Origin of the sequence: Streptococcus sp. HMSC073D05 (genome assembly GCF_001812015.1) — a bacterium.
Taxonomy (GTDB): domain Bacteria; phylum Bacillota; class Bacilli; order Lactobacillales; family Streptococcaceae; genus Streptococcus; species Streptococcus parasanguinis_D.
Map to the genome: position 1 here is coordinate 1 of NZ_KV807481.1, position 22974 is coordinate 22974.

A 22974-nucleotide genomic window follows, 5' to 3' on the forward strand; every position below is an offset into this window, starting at 1 on the left:
GAGCGAGACGGACTGAAAGTCACATAATAAAAAACCCACCGTTTGGTGGATTTTTTTTACATTTTTCTTAGGCGAGCTACCCGTTCAGCAATGGGTGGGTGGGTATAAAAGAGTTTTTGCAAACCGGTTTCTTTTTTTGGATCGTTGATAAAAAGTGCACTGCTCGCATCATCGACATGTCGTTGCATTGGTTCGCTATTGTCTAGTTTTAACAAAGCATTGATCATTCCTTGAGGATTCCGCGTCAATTCAACACTTGAAGCATCTGCTAGGAACTCCCGTTGACGAGAAATGGCTAACTGGACCAAGGTCGCTGCTAATGGTGCTAAAACGATGGCAAGCAAGGAAAGGATCAACATAACAATCTCCAAACCACCGCTACCTTCTCGATCATCGTCCCGGCTACGGCCACCGCCCCACCACATCATCCGACCACCAATGCTAGAAAGCATGGTGATGGCACTAGCAAGGGCAACTGCAATCGTAGAGATGCGGATATCGTAATTGCGAATATGGCTGACTTCGTGTCCGATGACTCCCTCCAATTCCTCACGGTTCATCACAGCCAGTAGACCTGTTGTCGCTGCAACGGCTGCATTTTGAGGATTAGACCCTGTCGCAAATGCATTCATGGATGGATCATCTACAATATAAACTCGAGGCATAGGGATTTGAGCTACCATGGCCATATCTTGTACAATATGGTAGAGTTGAGGGGCTTGCTCTTCCGTCACTTCACGCGCTCCATTCATCCGCATGACAACTTCAGTTGATTGGAAAATCATGCTAAAGGCATAGATTCCCCCAATAATCAAAGCTAGGATGACGCCACCAAGGGAGGAGCCTAACCAGAGGTAACCAACGGCTGCTCCGATAAGAGCTAAGAGTATGAAAAAAGCAATAAGGAGAATCCAGGTTCTCCTTTTATTGCTTGCAATTTGGTCAAAAAGCATATTAGTCTCCTAATCCGCTAAAGTCCACCTTTGGTACTGCTTTTTCTTCTTCAGGCACTTGAAGGAATTCGGCTTGTTTGAAGCCAAACATTCCAGCAATCACGTTTGTTGGGAAAGTTTCCAACTTGACATTGTAGTTGCTTGTGACACTGTTGTACAATTGACGAGCATAAGAAATTTTGTTTTCTGTATTGGTCAATTCTTCTTGCAACTGCATGAAGTTAGTGTTAGCTTTCAAGTCTGGGTAGTTTTCTGCAACCGCAAAGATGCCTGCTACTTGACGAGAAAGAGCATCGCTGGCCGCCATTGCTTCTGCAGGTGAAGATGCTTGAGCTACTTGTTGGCGAAGTTGAGTGACCTTAGCAAGGGTATCCCCTTCATACTTGGCATAGCCTTTTACTGTTTCGATCAAGTTTGGAATCAAGTCATTCCGACGTTTCAATTGCACATCAATTTGACTCCATGCTTCACGAGTTTGCATCCGGCTTTTCACCAAACCGTTGTAAACTCCTACTACAATCAACACAAGGACCACAATGATCCCAAGAATAATCCAAATCATTTTATTGAATTCCTTTCATTTCTTTCTACCAGTATATCAAATTTCCCTTATTTTGTGGTAAAATAATAGCATGAAACCAGAAGAATTTTATGTCCGTTTAGCCGATCTCGGATTCCCATTAACTGATCGACAAAAAGAGCAATACGAACGCTATTTCGAGCTCCTCGTGGAATGGAATGAGAAGATTAATCTCACTGCCATCACCGAAAAAGACGAAGTCTATCTCAAGCATTTTTATGACTCTATCGCACCCATTTTACAAGGTTTGATCGAAAACCAACCCATCCGTCTCTTGGATATCGGAGCTGGTGCTGGCTTTCCCAGCCTACCAATGAAGATCCTATTCCCTGAGCTAGATGTGACCATTATTGATTCCCTCAATAAGCGAATCAATTTCCTTCACTTGCTAGCTGAAGAGTTGGGCTTGAGCGGAGTACATTTCTACCATGGACGAGCTGAGGACTTTGCACAAGACAAGGCCTTTCGTGCCCAATTTGATATCGTAACTGCCCGCGCGGTTGCCCGCATGCAGGTCCTCTCTGAACTGACCATCCCTTACCTGAAAGTAGGAGGACGGCTCCTCGCTCTAAAGGCCAGCAATGCTCCAGAAGAGCTGGAAGAAGCCAAAAATGCCCTCAATCTGCTCTTTAGCAAGGTTGAAGACAATCTACAATATGAATTGCCAAATGGGGATCCACGCTATATCACTGTAGTCGAAAAGAAAAAAGAAACCCCCAATAAATACCCAAGAAAAGCGGGTATGCCTAATAAAAGGCCATTGTAGTAAGATACAAAGGGCTAAGCGGATAAAGTCAAATAAGAGGCTGGGACAAAAGTCCTAGCCTCTCAATTGTCTTGGATTGTCGAGCAAGACGCAGTGGTTTAGTGGGCTCTACTACGCTGATTTCATCAGCTTTTACAGCCCTACTCAACTGTGCGGAGGCGGGACAAAGAAATCGAATTCTAACGAATTACCGATTTCTGTCCCCCTCTCTTTTTTATTTTTGTTTCAATTCTGTTCGCAGGGCTTCTTGTTGCTCTTTTGTCAGATGAACGCCCTTACTTGCAACAATCTGGCTAGAGACTTTGTTGGCAAATCTTAAGGCTTGCGCGATGTCTAAGCCTTCTAAACGGGCGGATATGAAGGCTCCCACATGGCTATCTCCAGCACCTACTGTGTCGACGACTTCTGTTGGAAAACCGTCTGCCTCATACCAGTTGCCATCATAGGCGACTGCTCCTTTTTCACCCAAGGTGACAATGACCAATTGTCCCGTTCTCTGGTACAAGTGTTCGATGGCTGGTTGGATCTCTCTACACCCTGAAAAAGCCAGTGCTTCAGCCTCATTAACATGGAGAATTGGATGCAGATCATAAATTGCTTCCAGTCGATCCTTTGGAATCAAGAGTCCGCGTGGCCCAGGTGCGAAAATCACCTGGCCTTCTAGTTGCGAAACAGACTGGACCAATGCAAGACCGGTTGGCTCCTCGACTTCAAGGCCACATAAGTAGATGTAATCAAACCGATCTGTCTCAATCTCTTTTAGCCACTCTGCTTGGAAGCTATACTCCACTCCGTGGTCCGATAAGAAGGTCCGCTCACCATCAAACTCTACAAAGCAGTAACAGCAACCATTGGCCCCTTCTAATGAGATGCTAGAGGAAATCCCTAATTGTTTTAGCTCTCTCCGAATAAAATCACCATATATTCCAGAACCGACTGGCGAGACAAACTGGTAGGGTTGCGACAAAAAATGAAGGATATTAACGACATTAAAGGCACAACCTCCCACAGACCATTGCTGGTGATCAATATGGGCATCTCCTTCACGACTTGGCAAACGATCCAAGTAAATCATCACATCACAAACGGTTGAACCAATAATTAACGCAGCTGTCATCTTTTTCTCCTTACTTTGCCTTCTATTATACCAGAGGAAAGATAAAAAACAACCAACCCCTTGTGGAGTGGTTGCTTCTCTTTTTAATCACGATAAACGGGTTGAGGACCAAAGGTTTGGGAAACCGGCATGATTTCAATCCGGTTGACATTGACATGCTTGGGCTGTTGGATCAACCAAGCTACTGTGTTGGCAATGTCTTCCGGCTGAATGGCATGGGCATCTCGATAGAGGGCTTCTACCCGTTTTTCGTCTCCTTTAAAGCGAACAGAAGAGAACTCTGTCCCTTCGCAAAGACCGGGTTCAATATTGCTGACACGAATCTTCTTGCCAGCTAAATCTGCCCGAAGATTGAGGGAGAATTGCTTGACAAAGGCCTTGGATGCCCCGTAAACATTGGCCCCTGGATAAGGTACAGTTCCTGCTGTAGAGCCCAAATTAATAATATAGCCATCATTTCGTTCCACCATCTGGGGCAAGATTTTCCTTGTCAGATAGGTCAGGCCGACAATATTGGTCTGAATCATGGTCAGCCAGTCTGCGACCTCTGCTTCATAAGCTGGGGCGAGGCCTAGAGCCAAGCCAGCATTATTGACCAAAACATCCACTTTCTCCCAATCTTTTGGCAAACTGGCAAGTGCATGATCTACCTGAGAAAGATCCGTCACATCCATTTGCAGGGGATAAAAGGCTTCTCCCAACTCTTCTTGAAGGGCCTGTAATTTATCGATGCGTCTAGCTGATCCGATCACACGGTATCCATCTGCTACTAAACGACGGCAAATCGCTTGACCAAAGCCAGCTGAAGCTCCTGTTACTAAAATCGTTTCTGACATGTCATTACCTCCATGGATTGTAAAAACGTCCCTGATTGAGAAAGATCCATCAGGTTCTGTCTCGACTTAGAATCTAGATGAAACAATCCTATCTTGCAAAATTACTTCTTGTATTGGAAGGAAAAATCCTTCAGTTCAATCATTGCTTCTTTCATTTAGTTTGCCTTTTCCCAAAAGAGCGCAAATTGGATGGCTAACTCCGCGATTCGATCCTTGCTATCTAAATCCTCATGACTAGATAAGGTTCGGATATCCCATTTTTCTTCCGAGAGGTGGTCTGCTGCGTAGAAGAAATGGCAGAGCTCAAAGCCCCTATAAGCTGCTAAGGCTGCCACTGCCGAACATTCCATATCCACACAGATGGCTCCTGCTTCCTTTCGTCGCTTCATCTTGTCGATGGTTTCCCGGTAGGGTGCATCTGTCGTCCACACTTTTCCTGACTGATAAGAAACCTTGTGACTGTCCAGAAAGGCTTGGAAGAGAGGGAGGGTTTTCTTGTTTACTTCCACTTCATCACTAGCCGGAAGATAGTGGTAACTGGTCCCCTCGTCGCGAAGAGCAGCCGTTGGAATGATGATGGAAGTCGCTTCGATATCACGGTCTAAAACCCCACAGGTTCCAAAGAGCACCAGTTTTTCCATCCCAAATTGAATCAGGTCCTCTATAATCCCCACACAGGAAGCAGCCCCAACTGGTGCATTAAAGGCACCAATCTGTTGGTCTCCAATAGTGATCCCATAGACCACGACTTCAAAATTGGCCATGGAGGTTCTTGCAATGACCTCATGTTCATAATTTTCAAGGAGGCGAGCAAAAGTTACTCTTGAAAAGCAAGAGATGACTACTTTGGGAAATCCTTCAATTGGTTGGTGTAAGTCTTGTGGATTGATAATCGCCTGTCGATTGGCATCAAATTCTTCTAACAGCATTTCGTGCACCTCTTTCATTCTACTTCTAGGCCCCTATTATACCACAATTAGCCTAGTCATTGGTTTTTGATCAAAGGAAGGAGCATAAAAAAGAACTGCTTCCAGACGTTAGATTTTTCGGATCAAACGTCGGAAGGACAGTTCACTGCGATATTTTTTACTTGTTTTCCAATTGCGCTAATTCTAGCAACCGTTCTTTGGACAATTTTTTGATTTCAATTTGACTAGCATCTAGCAGCTGGAATTCATCTGGCTCTAGCGCTGCCAATAGATTCTTCAGAGCAAGAGAGCCAATTGGATGGTAATTTTCTGGCTTATCCGGATCTCCATCGATCGCAACCAATAGAACCCGCCAATCAATGATACCCGCTAAGCCCACAATTTCTACATATTCTGCAGGAACATGTGGCACGCTTGGCAAGACCGTATCCGTATCTTCTGTCAAGCTATAGCTAGCTAAAAATGCTCCTGTCTCCTCCTGTTGATAAAAACGGACTTGACTGAAATAAGCTGCACTATATTGAATCTTCTTGATAAAGGCAGAGTAGGCTTCTAGTGGATGGACATGGTTCAAGACTTCCTGCACTGTATTCCGATCCAAATAGACTGGATGAGCGAAGCCTTGTACTTCAAACTCTTTTAGATCTTTTTCTTTCGTCACATTACCCAGCGTTTCTAGGATAACGACTTCATAATCAAAATGGAAAACAGAATCTGGAGTATAGCTTACGCCGTCACTGGCCACAATCTCCGTTCCTAATACTTCTCCTAGGCGACTGATCCATCGAAGGGCCAACTGCCAATCTTCTTCTATCGCAAAAGAGGGCACCTGAATCTGATAAGACTCTTCCTCATCAAAATAGCGTAACTGCAGAGGAAGACCGCTCTTACCAAATACGATACAGTTCAAGCCTTCAAAATCATTTAAGGGACGATGAAGGGTGGCAGGATCATAGTTGTAGGTTGTTAACCCTTCTACTAATTTAAGAACTTCCTGTGCTGCGAGTACTTTCTGATAGCCAAATAAGCTCTTTTTATTTTTGATTGAAAACACGATACTCATTTGTTTTCTCCTTTGTGAAATCGCTTACCTAAAGTATAGCACAATTTTCAATCAATTTCCATATAAAAACAGCCTGAGCTTTCAGACTGTTTGTTTCCATTATGCAGGTGCTCCATCAAGCGTCTCACCGATAAGGGCCAAACGCTCACGAACTTCTGCTTGTGACAAGTTGTGTTCTTCTACATAGCGATTGCGAGGGTGAACTCGGCACTCATGTGAGCAGCCACGGAGGTACTTGTCTTCGTTTTCTTCTGAGGTCAAGATGCGACGGTTACAGAAAGGATTTCCACAGTTGACATAGCGTTCGCATGGTGTTCCATCAAACCAGTCTTTTCCGACAACGCTTGGATCGACATGGTTGACATCGACTGCAATCCGCTCGTCAAAGACGTACATTTTCCCATCCCACAGTTCGCCTTGAACTTCTGGGTCTTTCCCGTAAGTGGCGATTCCGCCATGCAATTGACCGACATCTTTGTAGCCTTCACGCACCATCCAGCCTGAGAATTTCTCACAGCGGACTCCACCAGTACAGTAGACGACAACACGCTTGTCCATGAATTTTTCCTTGTTATCACGAACCCATTGTGGCAATTCACGGAAGTTACGGATGTCAGGACGAATAGCCCCACGGAAGTGACCAAGATCGTACTCGTAGTCATTCCGAGTATCAAGGACAACGGTATCTTCGTCTAGAAGAGCTTCTTTAAACTCTTTTGGTGACAAGTAAGCACCTGTTGTTTCAAGAGGATTGATGTCATTATCGAAATTATCATCCTCTAAACCAAGGTGGACAATCTCTTTCTTATAACGTACAAACATCTTCTTGAAAGCTTGCTCTTCTTCCTCATCAATCTTGAACCAGAGGTCTTCCATCCCTGGAAGGCTGTGAACGTAGTCCATGTATTTTTGTGTTGTTTCGTAGTCACCAGATACGGTTCCGTTAATCCCTTCATCAGCGACTAGGATACGACCTTTAAGGCCGATTGATTTACAGAAAGCCAAGTGATCAGCCACAAATTGTTCTGCGTTTTCGATGGGAACATATTTATAATAAAGTAATACACGAATAGGTTTTGCCATGTCATTCTCTTTTCTAAGATTAAATTATCAGAATTTTTCATTCAACTATACCAGTATACTCTCCCAAGAAAACGAATGCAATTTATTTGACTGAAAAATAAAAGCCTGGTTTCCCAGACTTTTATACGACGAAACCAGGGTTCCAGCTTCCTACTCTTCTTTTTCCAATTGATCCAGATAGGCTTCATAGCGTTTTTTCTCAACTTTTGCAAGAAGCATTACAAGGGTATTGACTCCCCATACAATTGGAAGATTCAGTAAAAAGGTAATAGGAAGTACCAGTAAGAATTTTGAATGGAAGGGATTTGCCTGATAGACAGCTTGGTTTAATTGAAAATTTTGAGCCCAGATGAACAAGGAAAGAATAGAGGTTACTGCTACAATTCCCGTCACATTTAGATAGCTATAACTGATAAATTTCACACCCAATCGTTGACAACGAACAGAGTAATACAATCCTGAGACGATGAGTAAGGCTACCACCATGATTGGACTGAGCCCCACCTTAGATGTAAAAATGGATCCCACACTAAAAACAGTTAAGGCAAGGAAAAGAAAACCAGCCGTCTCAGCACCAGCCTTATTAGCTAAGCCTTCTTCTCGTTCATCTATGATTTGTTTGTTCAGCAATTGTAATCTCATTGCTTTCTCCTTATTCTTCATCCTCTAACTCTGCCTCGATCTTCTCTTGTTTTTTCCGATTGATAAGAGCAAGTGGTTTTTCAAGCAGATCTGTCAGGATGGCAAAAACGATGATTTCTAATAAAATTTTGATCAGATACTTGGGACTCAAGATAAAGCTCGTTGCCTCTCGCTTTCCAATCACATCCATGGCTATCATCAGCACAGCAAAGACTAGACCTGACCCAAGGCGACTCAACCAGCTATCTTTTTCTAACACATCTCGGATATCAATCCCTGAACTGATCCTTCTTAGCAGAGCATAAGCCCCCATGGCAATCAGAAGGAACATCTCAGGGAGATAAGCGACTAGGTCTAAGTCCAGGATACTGGACTTCACAAAGGCAGATAGGGCAATAAAGCAGGTCATGCCAAGGACAAGTTCTCCTGCGATTTTTCCATCAAGTAGCATAGTCCGTTCATCTTTTACAATTGGTTCTTTCTTTTGTTTCATATTCTTCCTCTTTCTATTATTAAAACTGTTACTCCCAGAACAGTTGATCCAGCGTCTTATCCAAGGTCTTACAGATGGCAAGGCAGAGACTGAGGGTTGGGTTATACTTTCCCGCCTCAATCAGACCGATGGTCTGGCGCGTCACTCCAATGGCATCTGCAAGATCCCCCTGGGTCATATCATGCTCGACCCGGGCCATTTTTAATTTGAGATTTTTCGCCACAGGCTTTTCCTTTCTTATTTTTATAGCTCTATTATACACTATATTTTCTATTTTGCAATATATATCTTGCATTTTGTAAAAAATATTTTTGATAAAACTAAGAAAGCCTGGTTTCCCAGGCTTTCTTAGTTTCCTCTTCTTTTTGTTAGAAATGACTGTAGGATATATGATAGTCCCCATCCTAATCCAGCACCCAGTATGACCGTGAGGACAAACCAAGTGATGGTCGCTAGATCTGGTGATACCATCACTCGATTGACATAGTCTATCGATTTACCACGATCCAGTAACGACATGCGGTAACTGGCTGGATAGAACCACATCATAAGAATGGGCCCTGTCGTCGCAAAGGCAAAAATGACAAAAGACAAGACATTTCGTAAATTCGAGCGAAAACGACCACTTGAGGCGACCATTTCCGCAAAACTTCCGGCGATCAAGGCTGGAATAAAGGCCCCTGCACCATGACGCGAAAAGAGGAAGAAGGATCCAATCACGCAGCCAACTATAAAGATAGATCCAACTCCTTTTATTTTTTCTAGATAATAGCGGTAGATCATCCCGCCAAACAAGGCTGAAAAGGCAGGAGCATAAAACATATTTCCTTGATGATCGACCAGATTTCCAACTAAGACCCCCAGTCCAATCGCAAGAAAATAGAGGAAAGTGAAGGCTCCAACTTGTTTTATTTGATTCACATTTATTCTATTCATTGGATACTGATCCTAACGGTGGCTAATTTTCTTCGAAAGGAAGTCCCCGATAAATTGGACCAGAACGATCAGAATCAGGATCAATAAGGTCGCCACAAAGATGACATCATTGTTAAACATGTTTTTCCCGTAGTTGATGGCCAAGGTTCCTAATCCTCCAGCACCAACGGCACCCGCCATGGCGGTTTCTCCAATCAAGGAAATGATGGTCACTGTTGTTACACGGATCAAATCAGGAAGTCCTTCACGCAGGTAGACTCCAACAATATCCCAGAAGGTTGCCCCACTGGCTTGTGCTGCTTCAATCACGCCTCCATCCAATTCTGACAAGACTACTTGGACTTGGCGGGCAAAGAAAGGAAAGACAGCCAAGGATAGCGGAACAAGGGCCGCTGTAGGACCGATGGTATTTTTCAAGAGCAAGTAGGTCAAGGGATTAATAAAGGCCAACAAGATAATGAAAGGAATGGCGCGGAACAAGGAAGTAATTTTATCCAAAATTTGGAAAACGATTCTATTTTCGATGACACCACCTGGACGGGTCAAGACTAACAAAAGTCCTGTCACCAAACCTAAAAATCCACCAATAATGAAGGAAATAACGGTCATGTAAAGAGTCAAGTAAATAGCGGTTCCCCATCCATACTGGCCAGACCACCCTAATTTATAGACATTTGGTAAATATGTTTGAATTAACTGGATCATGCTTTTCTCCCATCTTTCACAATAGTCACGGAAACTCCTGCATTTTCTAACTCAGCTTTGGCCGTCTCCAGATTTTGATTTTCACCTGATAAGATGACCACCAATTCTCCAACAGGCGTGTTATCAAGGATCTCGATGTTCCCAAATAAAATGTTGGCAGATACTTGGTACTGCTTGTAAATATCATTGATGATAGCTGTATCTGTCACAGAACCCGCATACTTGAGATGCGCTAAAATCGAATCATCAGGCAAATTCTTAACAATCGCTTGTTGGTTGATTTTTACCATGGCTTCATCGATTCCTGTTGCAACCGTGATAAAGTCTTGCGTCAAAGCATTTTTCGGATTCGAGAAGATATCTAAAACAGACCCTTCTTCAATCAGTTCGCCATTTTGCATGACAGCTACCCGGTTGGCAATATCTTTTACAATTTGCATCTCATGGGTGATCAAGACAATGGTTAAACCAAGTTTTTTGTTCAATTCTTGCAACAAAGCTAAAATTTGTTTGGTCGTCTTTGGATCCAAGGCTGAAGTTGACTCATCTGAGATCAAAATCTTTGGATCGTTGGCAAGGGCACGCGCAATCGCTACCCGCTGCTTTTGTCCACCAGACAATTGGGCTGGGTAATTTTCTGCACGGTCAGATAGACCAACCAAATCCAACAATTTCGCCACTTTCTCATTCTTTTGTTCTTTGTTCAATTTAGAATGTTTAAGAGCAAATGCTACATTTTCTGCGACAGTCATTTGAGCCATCAAGTTGAAGTGTTGGAAAATCATTCCGATATCCCGACGTTTCTCCCGAAGGGCAGCCGGTTTTAGGGTCACCTGATCTTGATAAATCACATCCCCATCCACAGTGATGGTTCCGGCACTAGGCACTTGCAAGAGATTGATCACCCGAACCAAGGTCGATTTTCCGGCTCCAGAATACCCTACAATCCCATAGATATCGCCTTCATTAATATGAATGGTCACATCTTTGACGGCTTGGATCTGACGTTTCTTTTGCTGGAAGGTCACATCAATGTGGTCCAGCTGAATCATTGCTTTACTCATAACTTGCTATTAACTCCTTTATCAATTCAATATGGGTGTAATAATCGGCGATTTTCACATTTTCGTCGCCCCCATGATCACGGCTATTGGCATTGCCAATTCCAAAGGCTGCCATCGGTACCTGCAAAGCCTCAAATACCGTATGCATGGGTCCTGTCCCCGCTGTTGTTGGAAGAACAGAAACTCCTTCTCTATAGAAGTCTTTGGCCAGCCGAATGACATTTAAAATCGATGGGGCACTCATATCACTTCGGTAACTCATTTCACCAAGAGTATAGACCAATTCGACCTGATCATAGCCATTTTTCTTCAATTGCTGCTTGATCTTTTCTAAGACATCCTTGGGATCCAGTCCAGGAACCAAGCGCACCTCCATCTTGGCACGTGCCTCTGCCGGAAGAATCGTTTTAACACCTTGGCCTTGGTAACCAGAGCCAAAACCTTCAATATTCAGGGCTGGTTCAAAATAGAAACGGCGCAGGAATTCTTTTCGGTCTTCCTTCAAGATTGGAAGGTTTAGACCATAGGTTTCTGCTACATCTTCTGGTCCTTTGTTGGCATATTGCTCGATCAAAGCTAGCTCGCGTTCATTGGGTTCTTGGATCTGATCATAAATCCCATCCACCAAGATTTGGCCTTCTTTGTCACGAAGACTGGCGATAGCATTTAACAAATACCAAGAAGCAGAGTCCACCACGCCGCCATAGCTGGAATGAATATCCACTTCTGCACTCTTCACCACCATATCAAAGGTGACGATCCCTTTGCTACCACCGGAAATTTCCAACTGACCCTGATTATTTCGGGTACCTTGTTCCCAAACTAAGAGGTCCGCCCCACGCAAGTGTTTCTTATGTTTAGCCAAGTATTTATCCAAGTCCGTCGATGCAGACTCCTCTGCCCCTTCGATGATAAAGGTGATATTGACTGGCAAATCACCACTTTCACGAATGTATTTTCGAAGAGCTGTGAGACGAGCTGTGATATGCCCCTTATCATCATCAACCCCTCGACCGTACATGGTTCCATAATGAACCGATAAGGTGAAAGGATCTCCCGTCCAAGGTTGGTCTCCATCAGCTGGTACCGTATCATAGTGGTTATAAAAAATGATAGTTTTGGCTTCAGGATTTGGCGAGAAAAATTTGGCAATCACAAAAGGTGCTGTATAGCTATCATCCACTTCGACTTTGGCTCCTGCAGCTGTAAAAATTTCCCCCAAATAGTTAGCTACTTCCTTGAGACCAACTTGTTGGGCAAAGATGGATTTTTTTGAAATCAAGGTTCGCAACACTTCAAAATAATGTTGTGCGACCTCATCATTTTCAAATTTACGGATTTGTTCCGCTTCTGTTGCAAAAGGCATGCATTCCTCCTAATACACGATAAGAGGTAGAGAATTGCTTCTCCACCTCCTTCATACACTTGAGATCAAATCTTAGAAGACTGGTTGGTCCATTCCTTCTGAAGATTCTTCGATCACTTTCTTCACATTGTCTTTGTGATAGGCTTTGATGATTTCTTTGATTGCTTTTGCTTTATCAGATTTTTCCCAATCTTTCTTAGCAGCGATCACGTTGTACCATTGTTTTGAGTTGTTGTCTTTCTTTTCAACATAGATAGCTTTTTTGAAATCAACGCCTGCTTCACGAACGAAGGTATTATTGATGACTGCAGCATCTACTGATGGAAGAGCAGATGGTGTTTGTGAAGCATCCAATTCAGAAATCTTCAAATCTTTTGAATTTTCTTTGATATTTGACACGTTTGCCAATTGACCATCTTTGGTATCCAATTTAATCAAACCAGCTGATTGCAAGACATACAAGGCACGGCTTTCATTTGTTGGGTCATTTGGTACAGCGATTGTTCCACCTTTAGGAATTTCTTTAATTGAAGTGTATTTGTTTTTACCGTTTTCTGTACCAGAGTAAAGACGGATTGGAGCGATGTACGTATCTGCTACTGCAACAAGGGCCTTGTCGTTTTTAGAGTTCCAGTTATCAAGGAAGTTGTAGTGTTGGAAAGCATTGATATCCACGCTACCATCTTTTACAGCCACGTTTGGTTGTGAGTAGTCTGTAAATTGAGTGAATTCCAATTTGATCCCTGTTTTAGCGTCATCCAAGTTCTTTTGAACTTGATCCCAACGAGCTTTTTCAGTGTCGCTCAAAGTCATAACACCCACTTTTACAGTTGTTTCACCATCTTTACTAGATGATTTTGAAGAACCACATGCTGCAAGAGCAAATGTTGCAATAGCTGCAAGAGCTGTTAAACCAAGAATTTTTTTCAATTTCATTTTGAAGTCTCCTTTAATTATATATTATTCTTTAATATCTTTTGCTTCTGGTAGATAAACTCCACCAAAGTATTTTTTAGACAGTTTTTCAAGGGTTCCATTGTCATAGAGTTCCTTGATACGTTTGTTGACAAATTTTTGAAGGTCTTTATCTTCTTTTGCAATAATTGGATACACATAAGGTTGTTGGTCGCTTGGAAGCTCGATAACCTTCAAGTTGTCATAGCCTTGATCACGAATGATAGTATCTACTGAGATCCGTTCGAAGATCTTGTAATCTGTACGACCATCCGCTAAATTAGCCATGATGGTTTGAATGGTTCCATCTGTGTATTGCAAGTTAGTTGGATTATCTGAATGTTTTTTATTGTAATCTTCTAATTGTTTAGCAGTAGATGTTCCTTGAACAACTTCTGTTTTCTTGCCACCAATGTCATCCAACGATTTAATAGAAGAATCTTTTGGTACGACCAATACTAATGGATTGCGAGCATATGGATTTGGATAGAGGTATTTTTCTTCCCGCTCTTTTGAGTAACTAATGTTGTTGGCACCGATTTGGAAACGGTCACTATCTAAGCCAGCAAAGACTGAAGACCACTCTGTTTTGTTAAAGTTTACTTCATATTTGTCTGAACCTTTGAAGATTTCACGCAAAACTTCGATTTCATAACCGGTTAGCTTGCCGTCTTTTTCTTCGTAAGAGAATGGTTTTGTTGTTCCAACAGTCCCAACTTCAATGGTTTTCTTACCACTGGCTGATTTACCAGATGAACATGCTACTAAAGCACTGGTTGCAAGGACTGCAACTAATCCTAAAGCAGAATACTTAATCACTTTTTTTAGATTCATAGGATCTCCTTATTCGTTTCAGGCACATAAAACGCCATTTTAAAAGTATTTTTTAATTTTATCAAAAAAGCATTTACTTGCCTAATATATATTTTTTATGGAGGTGATAGTTTTTCTTTATCACACTTCTTTGGCCTTAAAATATCGCAATAAAGCTTGCGCATTTTCAACATAATAGGGAACCGATACCTCAAAGGCTGCATCATCGATGGTCATGTGATCATGATGGAGGTCTGGCGCATCCGGCTCTCCATTCGAACCGATAAAGGCAAAGACTCCAGGAATTCGCTCTTGGTAAAAGGCGAAGTCTTCTCCAGCAGTAGAAGGATTTGCTGGAATCACTTCAGCCAAACCTTGTGAAGCTTCCCAAACCACCTGCGTCAATTCCTCATCATTAAAGGTAACGGGCGGGGTCACACCCCACTCAAAAGCCACATCTACTTCCAGACTTTCTGCAATGTGTCGAATGATAGAAATAAAATGTGCCTTCAAGTCTCTTTGCACACTCGGATTAAAGGAACGAATGGTTCCTTCAAAATAGCCTGATTTTGGGAGCACATTCCAGGTTGAGCCCACATCCAGGTGCGTAATGGACAAAACAGCTGTTTCAAAAGGAGAAACGGTCCGTGAAATTAATAATTGTAAGTTCTGAACCATGGTTGTGACAGCCGTTACAGTGTCAACTCCCAAATCCGGTCTCGCAGCATGGCTACTAACCCCTGTCACGGTAACCTTGAATTTCTCAACCCCTGCCATCATAGCTCCAGCATTCAAGGCAAGTTGCCCTGCTTTTAGCTGAGGAATGTTGTGAAAACCAATAATTCCTTGAACATCCTCCAACAGTCCTGTTGCCAAAACATCAGAAGCACCTTCTGAGATTTCTTCTGCTGGTTGAAAGATCAAGCGTACGGTCCCTTCAAGCTGGTCTTCTTTTTCCTTGAGAAGAGCTGCTGCTCCCAGAAGACTGGTTTGATGAAAATCATGGCCACATGCATGCATGATGCCTGGATTCTGACTTTGGTAGGGCAGATTTGTTTGTTCCAAAATTGGAAGGGCATCGATATCTGCTCGAAGTGCCACCACCGGTTGGCCGGACCCAATTTCTGCAATCAGACCCGTTTTTAATCCACTCTCTAAAATACGAATCCCCAACTCTTCTAAACGCTCTTTTAGAAAGGCGGTTGTCTGGTATTCTTGACCAGACAATTCTGGGTGTTGGTGGATATAGTGGCGAATCTCTGCTAACTCTTCATAAGAAAAAGACACAAGCCTTCATCTCCTTTCAAACTTAAAATTATTTTATCACTAATAGGTATTTCCGTCTAATTTCTGTTTCTTGGGTTTTGATATAGTTTAAAACTATAGACAAAAACACTCCTAGATTCATATCCTAGGAGTGCCAACTTCAGCATTAAGAAAGATTTCCCTCGAATTTTTCCATAAAGCTATCACTATTATAGGCTTTTTCTACTTCCCATTTGCCATCTTTCTTAACAAAGGTCAACTGGTAGTCGTACCGATCCGGCGTCGTCAAGGGACGATCTGCAAGAGAAGCCATCATTTCCTCTCTATAGGCTTTGTTTTGAGCCTGGTTTGCTTCGATGATCCCTGGGTAGTCTTTTCGATGTTCCTGATAGAAGGTCTGCATGTGGTTTAAGATCGTCTTTTCCATGCTGACTGTCTCAGGATTTAGACTAATGACTACCTTGTCTGGGAGATATTGTTTAACCTTATAGGTTAATTTTGCGCGCTTAGCATTTTCCTTTTCATAAGCATCGATAAACTGGGTCACTTCTTCTTCAGGGAATTGGTAATCATGTAGTTTGCGAGTGAAGTCAGCTGCAAATTTCGCACGGAAATCACTGGCTTCCTTTTTCAAATCAGTTCCCAAAACAAAAGCATCATCCTTTTTGACCTTTCGTTGGCCACTGAAGTAAACTTGATTGATGTATTCATCTGCTAGAAGAGTGGAAGCTTCCACCTTGTCCTCATACTGAGAAGAATCCACCGCAAATTTTAAAGGCTTGGATTTTTTATCAGAGCTATAGGTTTTTCGTTCATACTGCACTTCATATTTTTTACCTTTTTCGACTGGAAAAACGATATAGCCGGTTAATTTTTTATCCTGGGCCAACTGATCACTCTTGAGCAGTTGGAAGGCTTCACTGTGGTCATAAATTCCTGACTGCAATTTGACCTTGTTATTATCCGCATCGTAAATGGTGATATCTGAATCTGACACGTTGATAAATTCTTTGGCAACATTTTTAAATTCCAATTGAAGGGCTAAATAGCTTCCGTCTTCTGAGTCATTGAGGACAGGTGGTTTGATGTATTGCCCTCCTTTTAAACTCACCTCGACTTGACCGTCAGATGCAGAGCTTTTCGCTGCTTTTTCTGTCTTTGCTTGCTGCGAATTTGTCTTTTGAGCACTGGTTCCACAAGCCGCTAAACTCAAGGTCGCTACAGCAAATAGGGTCCATTTAAAAATCTTTTTCATCCTCATCTCCTTAAAAAAGTTTTGTTCTATTTTAACATCTTTTTCTAGCTATGTATACGCTATATAGTGATAACTCTCCCTCAGAGGGCGAGGATTACAAAAAGGCCAAGACCTTCGTCTCAACCTTTTAACTAAAATATGATTGGTTTTGGTTTTACAAGATTCCTTTTTCTTTTTGAATCATGAGATCCTTGAGGGAAATCAAGAGGACCGCAAAGAGGATCATAGCCATTCCGATAAAATCAATGGCAAAGAAATGTTCATTCATAATGGCAAAGGCAAAAAATACAGCCGAAATAGGCTCAATAGCTGCAAGAAGGCTACCTTTGACCGGTCCAATCAGAGTTGTCCCTTTCAAAAAGACCGTATAGGCAAATATGGTCCCAATCACCACTAAGCCAACTAAGCCCATTAGATTATCCATGCTATATTGGCCATGAAAAAGTCTTCTTCCTGTGAAGGGAATCATCACAAGTCCTGGAATGAGCATACCGATACCAATCACCAACATACTACCCCATTTTTGAATTAACTGAATAGGCAGAATGATGTAGAGGGCATAGGCAAAGGCAGAAACAAGTCCCCAAGCTAGCCCTTTAGGAGTGATTGCCAATTGATTGAGTTGACCATGGGTTGCAATGAGAAAGGTCCCTGCGATGGCTAAGATCATCGAAAAGATTTCAGATACTGTCGGAGCTACTCGGTCCTTAACACAAGAATAGGCCAAAACTCCAATAGGACAGAGATATTGCAAAACAGTTGCAGTACCTGCATTAGTCGCATCAATCGCTTCTAAATAAGTCAATTGGGTCATTAACAAACCCAAAAATGCAAATAAAAGCAAGGGGATGTATGACGAGCGGTCTGTTAGAAAGGCCTTTACTTTTTCCTGGTCCGCTAGATATGCAAGAAGCAGTAGTACAGCTCCTGAAAAAACTAAGCGAATCGTTGTCAAACCAATTGCTGTAAATCCATGAGCCATCAGGTACTGGCCGCAAGCTCCTGATAAGCCCCAAGCAATTCCTGCAATCAAGGTCATGAGCGTTCCTTTCATGGTTTTTGACATAGTCCCCTCCCAAATCTGTTCCTTACTTTTATTGTATCATAAAAGGCCGAAACTACACGTTTCAGCCTTACTTTATTTCATATAAATTTATTAGCTTATTCAGGTTGAACCAAGATCTTGATTTGGGATTTATCTTGTGTTAATTCAACAAATCCTTCTTCAACGATATTTTCCAATTTGATTTTCTTAGTAACCAATTTTTCAGCAGAGAAGTAGCCTTGTTCCATCAATTCCAAGACTTTAGGGAAGATGTGGCGGTAGGCAATAATTCCTTTGAGGGATTTTTCTTGAATAGCGAATTCATTTGGATTGATGCTAGCTTCACGTTCCCAGATAGATACAACCATACATTCCCCAGCTTTATGAACTGCTGCAAGGGCTTGGCCTAAAACAACTGGGACCCCAGTAACTTCATAAGAAACATCTGCTCCCCCACCTGTTAAACGATGGATGGCTTCGACGATCGTTTCTCCTTCTTCTGGGCGCACAACGATTGCTCCCAATTCTTCTGCTTTCGCTTGGCGTTCAGGAGACAATTCAACCGCATAGATTTTTGATGCTCCTGCTGCACGAAGGGCTTCAACAATCAAAAGACCAATTGGGCCCAAACCAAAGATAACAGCTGTATCTCCAGTTTTCAAAGCTGATTGACGAACGGCATACACAGCAACCGCAGCAGGTTCTGTAAGAGCGGCTTGTTCATAGCTCAAGCTATCTGGAATCACATGGACAAGATCACCATCAAGAACACAATATTTCGCAAAACCACCATCTGCAGCGAGTCCGACAAAGTTCAAGTTTGGATCGAGGTTATAATCACCAATTAAGTTGTGCTCTGCAAGAATTGGTTCGATCGTTACACGATCACCAACTTTGACACGAGTCACATCACTTCCGACTTCTACAATTTCACCAGAGAATTCATGTCCCAAAGTAACCGGTGCTTTTTGACCGGAATACACATGTTCTTCAGTTGGGATGAAGATCGGTCCATCCAAATATTCATGCAAGTCCGTCCCACAGATCCCTGTGAACTTAACTGCCACTTTTACTTGATGTGGTTGTACTTCAGGTACTTCCACTTCTTCGATACGAACGTCTTTTGCTGCATGCCAGCGAGCTGCTTTCATAGTAGCCATAGGATAATCTCCTTTATATTTCCATGATTTGCATTTTCCTTTTCAGGAAACTCAACAAATCCATTGTAAGCCTTTTCACAAACTTTGTCAAGAAAAAACTGAAGATGAAAAAAGAGCCGCCCTTTGACTGCTCCTTTTTATTTCTTCTTGATCCGAGAAGATTCCAATCTCCACCCAACAATCCAACCAAGGACTAGGAGATAATTTTCAAGCGCACCAATCCCATTGACCGGCAGATGATAGTGAAAATAACTGAAAAGATGATTGGTCCCAATTCCAAACCCACCGATGATCAAGGCCACTAGTACCGTCCGAAGATAAAACCAATCGTATTTGAGATTGACGGCAATCAAGATCACAAGGACTGCCATATTCCAAATCCCAATCTCCCGTTGCCAACCGACAGAAATACCATATCCCGAATGACTTCCCATATAGGATGGAAAGAATAGTTGGAAGATAATCGCTCCAGACATAGCGATAATGACTAGGATAAATAAAACTCTTAAAAATTTGTTCATGTGACTCCTCCTAATGCTAGTTGATATGTAATGGTCTTTCCTATTCTAACACAATTTTATGGATAGTAAAAACCAACCTCTCGGCTGGTTCTTTTTCTATCAATCTTCTTTCAACTTCGCCAATTCTTGGGCAAGTAACTTGAGGGCTACTTGTGGGTTGGCTTGGCCTTTGGTTGCTTTCATTAGGAAACCTGTGAAGGCCTTGTCCGCATTCCGTTTACCTGACTTGAAGTCGGCTACGGCTGCTTCATTGTCTGCGAAGACTTGGTGGATGATTGGAATCAAGACTTCAGGGTCTGAAATCTGTACCAATCCGGCTTTTTCGACGTATTCACGCGCACCGCCACCGTTTTTTGCCAAGTGAACGAAGACTTTCTTGGCAATCTTAGAAGAAATGGTTCCATCTTCGATAATGGAAATCATTTCGACCAAGTTTTCTGGTGTCAATTGGATTTCTTCCAGTGTTTTGCCTTCTGCATTCATGAATTGCGCCACTTCACCTTGGAGCCAGTTAGACACTTGCTTGGCATCTCCACCAAGGGCTACGGCTGCTTCAAAGAAGTCAGAAGTGACTTTCGTCGCTGTCAATTGGTTGGCATCATAGTCAGACAAGCCAAGCTCTGCCACATAGCGAGCACGGCGGTCTTTTGGAAACTCTGGCAACTCCGTACGCATTTCTTCGATCCACTCATCTGAGATTTCAAACAAGGGAAGGTCTGGTTCTGGGAAGTAACGGTAATCCGCTGCCCCTTCTTTGACACGCATAAGAATCGTGCTCTTGTTGGCCTCATCATAACGGCGTGTTTCTTGACGAATGACCCCACCTGAACGCAAGATTTTCGCTTGACGCTCAACTTCGTATTCAAGACCTTTACGGACGTTTGAGAAAGAGTTCAAGTTCTTCAACTCAGTCTTGGTACCAAATTCCTCTTGACCGTATGGACGAAGGGAAATGTTGGCATCGACCCGCATCGATCCTTCTTCCATCTTGACATCAGAGATACCTGTGTATTGGATGACTTCTTTCAAAGCTGTCAAATAGGCGTAGGCTTCTTCTGGAGAACGCATATCTGCTTCAGATACGATTTCGATCAATGGAACCCCTTGACGGTTAAGGTCTACGTAAGAGAAGCCGTCTGTTCCGTGCGTGTTCTTACCAGCATCTTCTTCCAAGTGGGCCCGTTCAATCCCGATTTTCTTGGTTGAGCCATCTTCCAATTGCACTTCAATCCAACCGTTATATCCGATTGGCTCGTCAAATTGCGAAATTTGGTAAGCCTTTGGATTATCAGGATAGAAATAGTTCTTACGGTCAAAGTGCATGTGCTGATGGATATCCATATTCAGCGCCAAAGCAGCCTTGATACCAGCATCTACAACACCCTTGTTCAAGACAGGAAGCACCCCTGGGAAAGACCAGTCAATCACATTGGTATTGGCATTTTGCTCATTTCCAAAGTGAGCAGAGGTTGGTGAGAAAATTTTTGAGTTTGTATTCAATTCAACGTGGACTTCAAGTCCGATGACTGTTTCAAAGTTCATTAATTGTCACCTCCGAAAATAAGGGGTTGTTGCTTGTGGTAATCCGTCGTTGCTTCAAAGGCAGCTGCAGCTTGGTAGATGGTTTCTTCAGAATACTTAGGACCAATCAACTGCAAACCAACTGGAAGACCTTGCGCAAAACCTGCAGGAATCGAAATCCCTGGAAGACCTGCCAAGTTGACTGGAATGGTCAAGAGGTCAGCCAAGTACATGGCAACCGGATCATGGTTGAGCGAATCCAAATCAAAGGCTACACTTGGAGCTGTTGGACCAAGGATAAGGTCATAATCCGCAAAGACTTTTTCGAAGTCTTGGATAATAAGGGTACGGACTTGACCAGCTTTCTTGTAGTAAGCATCGTAGTAACCAGATGACAAACTAAAGGTACCAAGCATGATACGGCGTTTGACCTCATCGCCAAAGCCTTGACTACGAGTGTTCACGTAGATATCATCCAAGTTTTTAGCATCTTCTGCACGGAAACCATAGCGAATACCGTCGAAACGTTGCAAGTTTGAAGAAGCTTCAGATGAAGCGATGATGTAGTAAACGGCAACCCCGTATTTAGAGTGAGGCAAGCTGACTTCTTCGACAGTTGCTCCCAATTTTTCAAAGTGTTTAGCCGCATTGAGGATGGTTTCTTTGACTTCTGGATCAATCCCTTCACCGAGGTATTCCTTAGGAAGGGCAATCTTCATGCCTTTAATGTCTTGACCAATCTTAGAAGTAAAGTCTGCTACACGAACAGGTGCAGATGTTGAATCCTTGGCATCTTCACTGGCAATGACATTAAGCAATTGGGCATTTTCCTTAACCGTTGGTGAGAAAGTACCAATTTGGTCAAGTGAGCTACCAAAGGCAATGAGACCAAAACGTGAAACTGTTCCATAAGTAGGTTTGAGACCAACAATCCCGTTAAAAGCAGCTGGTTGACGAATAGAACCACCGGTATCTGAACCAAGGGACAAACGGACTTGCCCTGAAGCTACAGAAGCTGCTGAACCACTAGAAGATCCACCAGGCACCTTGCTGTGGTCCCAAGCGTTTTTAGTCGCGCCATAGTAAGATGTTTCACCAGATCCACCCATGGCAAACTCATCCATGTTGGTCTTCCCGATGACAATCATATCTTTGGTTTTGGCATTGGCAACAGCTGTCGCATCAAAGATTGGCTCGTAGTTATAGAGCATTTTTGAAGCCGCAGTGGTCAAGATGCCATCTGTTGAGATATTGTCTTTGACAGCGAGTGGAATCCCTGACAGGAGGTTGTCTGCATCGATTCCTTTTTCATCAATGGCCTTAGCTTGTGCAAGGGCAGCTTCTTCGGCCACCGTTACAAAGGCATTGACTGCTTCTTCACGCGCCTTGATATCATCAAGCGTCGCTTGTGTCAATTCCGTTGCTGAAATTTCCTTAGAGACAAGGAGGTCGTGCAACTCTTCAATGGTTTTATGGTTGAATGACATTAGGCATCTCCTCCATCTTCTAGGATAGCTGGTACCTTGATGTAATAGTTATCTTTTTCAGGTACATTTTTAAACAAGCGGTCACGGTCAGTCCCTTTTTCAGCAACATCCGGACGCAATACGGTCTTGCGGTCAGCCATGGTCGTTGTTGGGGCAACACCTGTTGTGTCCACTTCTTCCAACAATTCCACCATGTCGACAATCTTCGATAAGGTTGTCGCAAACTCAGCTGTCTCTTCTGGAGAGAATTTCAATTTTGAAAGATTGGCAACGTGGGTTACCTCTTCTTGCGTAATTTTCATCTTGCTTCCTTTCGTGAAATGATAATTTCCAATACCTTCTATTGTATCATAATTTTAGCTTTTCATGTTGCATCAAAATAAGAAAAAGAGATGAGACTAATTGAGAACTGCACTCAA

At 42.8% G+C, this 22974-nt stretch carries 25 protein-coding genes; 1 reads left to right on the forward strand and 24 read right to left on the reverse strand.

Going from position 1 to position 22974, the window contains the following annotated elements:
- Positions 1-56: 56 nt before the first annotated feature.
- Positions 57-953 carry a zinc metalloprotease HtpX gene (gene htpX / locus HMPREF2832_RS00290; RefSeq protein WP_003008442.1) on the reverse strand — a complete coding sequence of 299 codons (897 nt, stop codon included), beginning with the start codon at positions 951-953 and terminating at the stop codon, positions 57-59.
- A 1-nt stretch (position 954) separates the two neighbouring features.
- Entirely contained in the window at positions 955-1515 is a 561-nt protein-coding gene (locus HMPREF2832_RS00295; protein WP_003017390.1) for a LemA family protein, read from the reverse strand.
- Positions 1516-1585: 70 nt separating this feature from the next.
- Between HMPREF2832_RS00295 and rsmG the strand changes: the two genes are divergently transcribed.
- The gene (gene rsmG, locus HMPREF2832_RS00300) at positions 1586-2299 is read left to right on the forward strand and encodes a 16S rRNA (guanine(527)-N(7))-methyltransferase RsmG (RefSeq protein ID WP_070449265.1); all 714 of its coding nucleotides are present in this window, start codon (positions 1586-1588) and stop codon (positions 2297-2299) included.
- A 214-nt stretch (positions 2300-2513) separates the two neighbouring features.
- Here rsmG and HMPREF2832_RS00305 read toward each other — a convergent pair whose 3' ends face one another.
- The 22 genes from HMPREF2832_RS00305 to gatC all read right to left on the reverse strand — a co-directional run bounded on the left by HMPREF2832_RS00305 (position 2514) and on the right by gatC (position 22857).
- On the reverse strand, positions 2514-3416 hold the full coding sequence (locus tag HMPREF2832_RS00305; RefSeq protein WP_070505211.1) for a carbohydrate kinase family protein: 903 nt from the start codon (positions 3414-3416) through the stop codon (positions 2514-2516).
- Between the two features lie 83 nt (positions 3417-3499).
- Positions 3500-4252, reverse strand: a complete 753-nt coding sequence (locus HMPREF2832_RS00310; RefSeq protein WP_070505212.1) for an SDR family oxidoreductase — start codon at positions 4250-4252, stop codon at positions 3500-3502.
- Between the two features lie 155 nt (positions 4253-4407).
- Positions 4408-5181: a nucleoside phosphorylase gene (locus HMPREF2832_RS00315; protein ID WP_070505213.1), complete on the reverse strand. Its 774-nt coding sequence runs from the start codon at positions 5179-5181 to the stop codon at positions 4408-4410.
- Between the two features lie 157 nt (positions 5182-5338).
- Positions 5339-6244, reverse strand: coding sequence for a DUF4299 family protein (locus tag HMPREF2832_RS00320; RefSeq protein WP_070505214.1), 906 nt, complete (start codon positions 6242-6244; stop codon positions 5339-5341).
- Between the two features lie 99 nt (positions 6245-6343).
- Positions 6344-7327 carry an oxygen-dependent tRNA uridine(34) hydroxylase TrhO gene (locus tag HMPREF2832_RS00325; RefSeq protein ID WP_070505215.1) on the reverse strand — a complete coding sequence of 328 codons (984 nt, stop codon included), beginning with the start codon at positions 7325-7327 and terminating at the stop codon, positions 6344-6346.
- A gap of 150 nt (positions 7328-7477) precedes the next feature.
- A complete protein-coding gene (locus tag HMPREF2832_RS00330) occupies positions 7478-7969 on the reverse strand; it encodes a DUF6773 family protein (RefSeq protein WP_049492396.1) in 492 nt (163 codons plus the stop codon).
- A gap of 10 nt (positions 7970-7979) precedes the next feature.
- Positions 7980-8462 carry a DUF6773 family protein gene (locus tag HMPREF2832_RS00335; RefSeq protein ID WP_049492393.1) on the reverse strand — a complete coding sequence of 161 codons (483 nt, stop codon included), beginning with the start codon at positions 8460-8462 and terminating at the stop codon, positions 7980-7982.
- 28 nt (positions 8463-8490) lie between these two features.
- The gene (locus tag HMPREF2832_RS00340) at positions 8491-8685 is read right to left on the reverse strand and encodes a helix-turn-helix transcriptional regulator (protein WP_003005328.1); all 195 of its coding nucleotides are present in this window, start codon (positions 8683-8685) and stop codon (positions 8491-8493) included.
- 125 nt (positions 8686-8810) lie between these two features.
- A complete protein-coding gene (locus HMPREF2832_RS00345; protein WP_070505216.1) occupies positions 8811-9398 on the reverse strand; it encodes an MptD family putative ECF transporter S component in 588 nt (195 codons plus the stop codon).
- A gap of 12 nt (positions 9399-9410) precedes the next feature.
- The gene (locus HMPREF2832_RS00350; RefSeq protein ID WP_003008487.1) at positions 9411-10103 is read right to left on the reverse strand and encodes a methionine ABC transporter permease; all 693 of its coding nucleotides are present in this window, start codon (positions 10101-10103) and stop codon (positions 9411-9413) included.
- A complete protein-coding gene (locus HMPREF2832_RS00355) occupies positions 10100-11167 on the reverse strand; it encodes a methionine ABC transporter ATP-binding protein (protein WP_070505217.1) in 1068 nt (355 codons plus the stop codon). The genes HMPREF2832_RS00350 and HMPREF2832_RS00355 overlap by 4 nt, the downstream gene beginning before the upstream one ends.
- Complete coding sequence (locus tag HMPREF2832_RS00360; RefSeq protein WP_070505218.1) at positions 11160-12533, reverse strand: M20/M25/M40 family metallo-hydrolase; 1374 nt, start codon at positions 12531-12533, stop codon at positions 11160-11162. The genes HMPREF2832_RS00355 and HMPREF2832_RS00360 overlap by 8 nt, the downstream gene beginning before the upstream one ends.
- Before the next feature lie 72 nt (positions 12534-12605).
- The gene (locus HMPREF2832_RS00365) at positions 12606-13469 is read right to left on the reverse strand and encodes a MetQ/NlpA family ABC transporter substrate-binding protein (protein WP_024056431.1); all 864 of its coding nucleotides are present in this window, start codon (positions 13467-13469) and stop codon (positions 12606-12608) included.
- A gap of 24 nt (positions 13470-13493) precedes the next feature.
- Complete coding sequence (locus HMPREF2832_RS00370) at positions 13494-14321, reverse strand: amino acid ABC transporter substrate-binding protein (protein ID WP_021153751.1); 828 nt, start codon at positions 14319-14321, stop codon at positions 13494-13496.
- A gap of 120 nt (positions 14322-14441) precedes the next feature.
- Positions 14442-15587, reverse strand: a complete 1146-nt coding sequence (locus HMPREF2832_RS00375; protein WP_070505219.1) for an amidohydrolase — start codon at positions 15585-15587, stop codon at positions 14442-14444.
- 145 nt (positions 15588-15732) lie between these two features.
- A complete protein-coding gene (locus tag HMPREF2832_RS00380; protein ID WP_070505220.1) occupies positions 15733-16821 on the reverse strand; it encodes a DUF4352 domain-containing protein in 1089 nt (362 codons plus the stop codon).
- A 154-nt stretch (positions 16822-16975) separates the two neighbouring features.
- Positions 16976-17887 (reverse strand): DMT family transporter, encoded by a 912-nt coding sequence (locus HMPREF2832_RS00385; protein WP_070505221.1) that lies wholly within the window; start codon positions 17885-17887, stop codon positions 16976-16978.
- Between the two features lie 95 nt (positions 17888-17982).
- The gene (locus HMPREF2832_RS00390) at positions 17983-19026 is read right to left on the reverse strand and encodes a 2,3-butanediol dehydrogenase (protein ID WP_021153756.1); all 1044 of its coding nucleotides are present in this window, start codon (positions 19024-19026) and stop codon (positions 17983-17985) included.
- Positions 19027-19163: 137 nt separating this feature from the next.
- Positions 19164-19547, reverse strand: coding sequence for a hypothetical protein (locus tag HMPREF2832_RS00395; RefSeq protein ID WP_070505222.1), 384 nt, complete (start codon positions 19545-19547; stop codon positions 19164-19166).
- 99 nt (positions 19548-19646) lie between these two features.
- Positions 19647-21089, reverse strand: a complete 1443-nt coding sequence (gene gatB / locus HMPREF2832_RS00400) for an Asp-tRNA(Asn)/Glu-tRNA(Gln) amidotransferase subunit GatB (protein ID WP_070505223.1) — start codon at positions 21087-21089, stop codon at positions 19647-19649.
- Complete coding sequence (gatA, locus tag HMPREF2832_RS00405) at positions 21089-22555, reverse strand: Asp-tRNA(Asn)/Glu-tRNA(Gln) amidotransferase subunit GatA (protein WP_070505224.1); 1467 nt, start codon at positions 22553-22555, stop codon at positions 21089-21091. Before gatA ends, gatB begins: the two co-directional genes overlap by 1 nt.
- Entirely contained in the window at positions 22555-22857 is a 303-nt protein-coding gene (gene gatC, locus HMPREF2832_RS00410; protein WP_002884769.1) for an Asp-tRNA(Asn)/Glu-tRNA(Gln) amidotransferase subunit GatC, read from the reverse strand. The genes gatA and gatC overlap by 1 nt, the downstream gene beginning before the upstream one ends.
- Positions 22858-22974: the final 117 nt, after the last annotated feature.

Bases quoted from the DNA above. Each gene is read 5' to 3' on its own strand.
- HMPREF2832_RS00360 (WP_070505218.1), bottom strand. From the start codon at position 12,533: ATGCCTTTTGCAACAGAAGCGGAACAAATCCGTAAATTTGAAAATGAT.
- HMPREF2832_RS00315 (WP_070505213.1), bottom strand. From the start codon at position 5,181: ATGCTGTTAGAAGAATTTGATGCCAATCGACAGGCGATTATCAATCCA.
- HMPREF2832_RS00330 (WP_049492396.1), bottom strand. From the start codon at position 7,969: ATGAGATTACAATTGCTGAACAAACAAATCATAGATGAACGAGAAGAA.
- HMPREF2832_RS00305 (WP_070505211.1), bottom strand. From the start codon at position 3,416: ATGACAGCTGCGTTAATTATTGGTTCAACCGTTTGTGATGTGATGATT.
- HMPREF2832_RS00355 (WP_070505217.1), bottom strand. From the start codon at position 11,167: ATGAGTAAAGCAATGATTCAGCTGGACCACATTGATGTGACCTTCCAG.
- HMPREF2832_RS00350 (WP_003008487.1), bottom strand. From the start codon at position 10,103: ATGATCCAGTTAATTCAAACATATTTACCAAATGTCTATAAATTAGGG.
- HMPREF2832_RS00325 (WP_070505215.1), bottom strand. From the start codon at position 7,327: ATGGCAAAACCTATTCGTGTATTACTTTATTATAAATATGTTCCCATC.
- htpX (WP_003008442.1), bottom strand. From the start codon at position 953: ATGCTTTTTGACCAAATTGCAAGCAATAAAAGGAGAACCTGGATTCTC.
- gatB (WP_070505223.1), bottom strand. From the start codon at position 21,089: ATGAACTTTGAAACAGTCATCGGACTTGAAGTCCACGTTGAATTGAAT.
- rsmG (WP_070449265.1), top strand. From the start codon at position 1,586: ATGAAACCAGAAGAATTTTATGTCCGTTTAGCCGATCTCGGATTCCCA.
- HMPREF2832_RS00385 (WP_070505221.1), bottom strand. From the start codon at position 17,887: ATGTCAAAAACCATGAAAGGAACGCTCATGACCTTGATTGCAGGAATT.
- HMPREF2832_RS00335 (WP_049492393.1), bottom strand. From the start codon at position 8,462: ATGAAACAAAAGAAAGAACCAATTGTAAAAGATGAACGGACTATGCTA.
- gatA (WP_070505224.1), bottom strand. From the start codon at position 22,555: ATGTCATTCAACCATAAAACCATTGAAGAGTTGCACGACCTCCTTGTC.
- HMPREF2832_RS00390 (WP_021153756.1), bottom strand. From the start codon at position 19,026: ATGGCTACTATGAAAGCAGCTCGCTGGCATGCAGCAAAAGACGTTCGT.
- HMPREF2832_RS00310 (WP_070505212.1), bottom strand. From the start codon at position 4,252: ATGTCAGAAACGATTTTAGTAACAGGAGCTTCAGCTGGCTTTGGTCAA.
- HMPREF2832_RS00365 (WP_024056431.1), bottom strand. From the start codon at position 13,469: ATGAAATTGAAAAAAATTCTTGGTTTAACAGCTCTTGCAGCTATTGCA.
- HMPREF2832_RS00295 (WP_003017390.1), bottom strand. From the start codon at position 1,515: ATGATTTGGATTATTCTTGGGATCATTGTGGTCCTTGTGTTGATTGTA.
- gatC (WP_002884769.1), bottom strand. From the start codon at position 22,857: ATGAAAATTACGCAAGAAGAGGTAACCCACGTTGCCAATCTTTCAAAA.
- HMPREF2832_RS00380 (WP_070505220.1), bottom strand. From the start codon at position 16,821: ATGAAAAAGATTTTTAAATGGACCCTATTTGCTGTAGCGACCTTGAGT.
- HMPREF2832_RS00320 (WP_070505214.1), bottom strand. From the start codon at position 6,244: ATGAGTATCGTGTTTTCAATCAAAAATAAAAAGAGCTTATTTGGCTAT.
- HMPREF2832_RS00370 (WP_021153751.1), bottom strand. From the start codon at position 14,321: ATGAATCTAAAAAAAGTGATTAAGTATTCTGCTTTAGGATTAGTTGCA.
- HMPREF2832_RS00345 (WP_070505216.1), bottom strand. From the start codon at position 9,398: ATGAATAGAATAAATGTGAATCAAATAAAACAAGTTGGAGCCTTCACT.
- HMPREF2832_RS00395 (WP_070505222.1), bottom strand. From the start codon at position 19,547: ATGAACAAATTTTTAAGAGTTTTATTTATCCTAGTCATTATCGCTATG.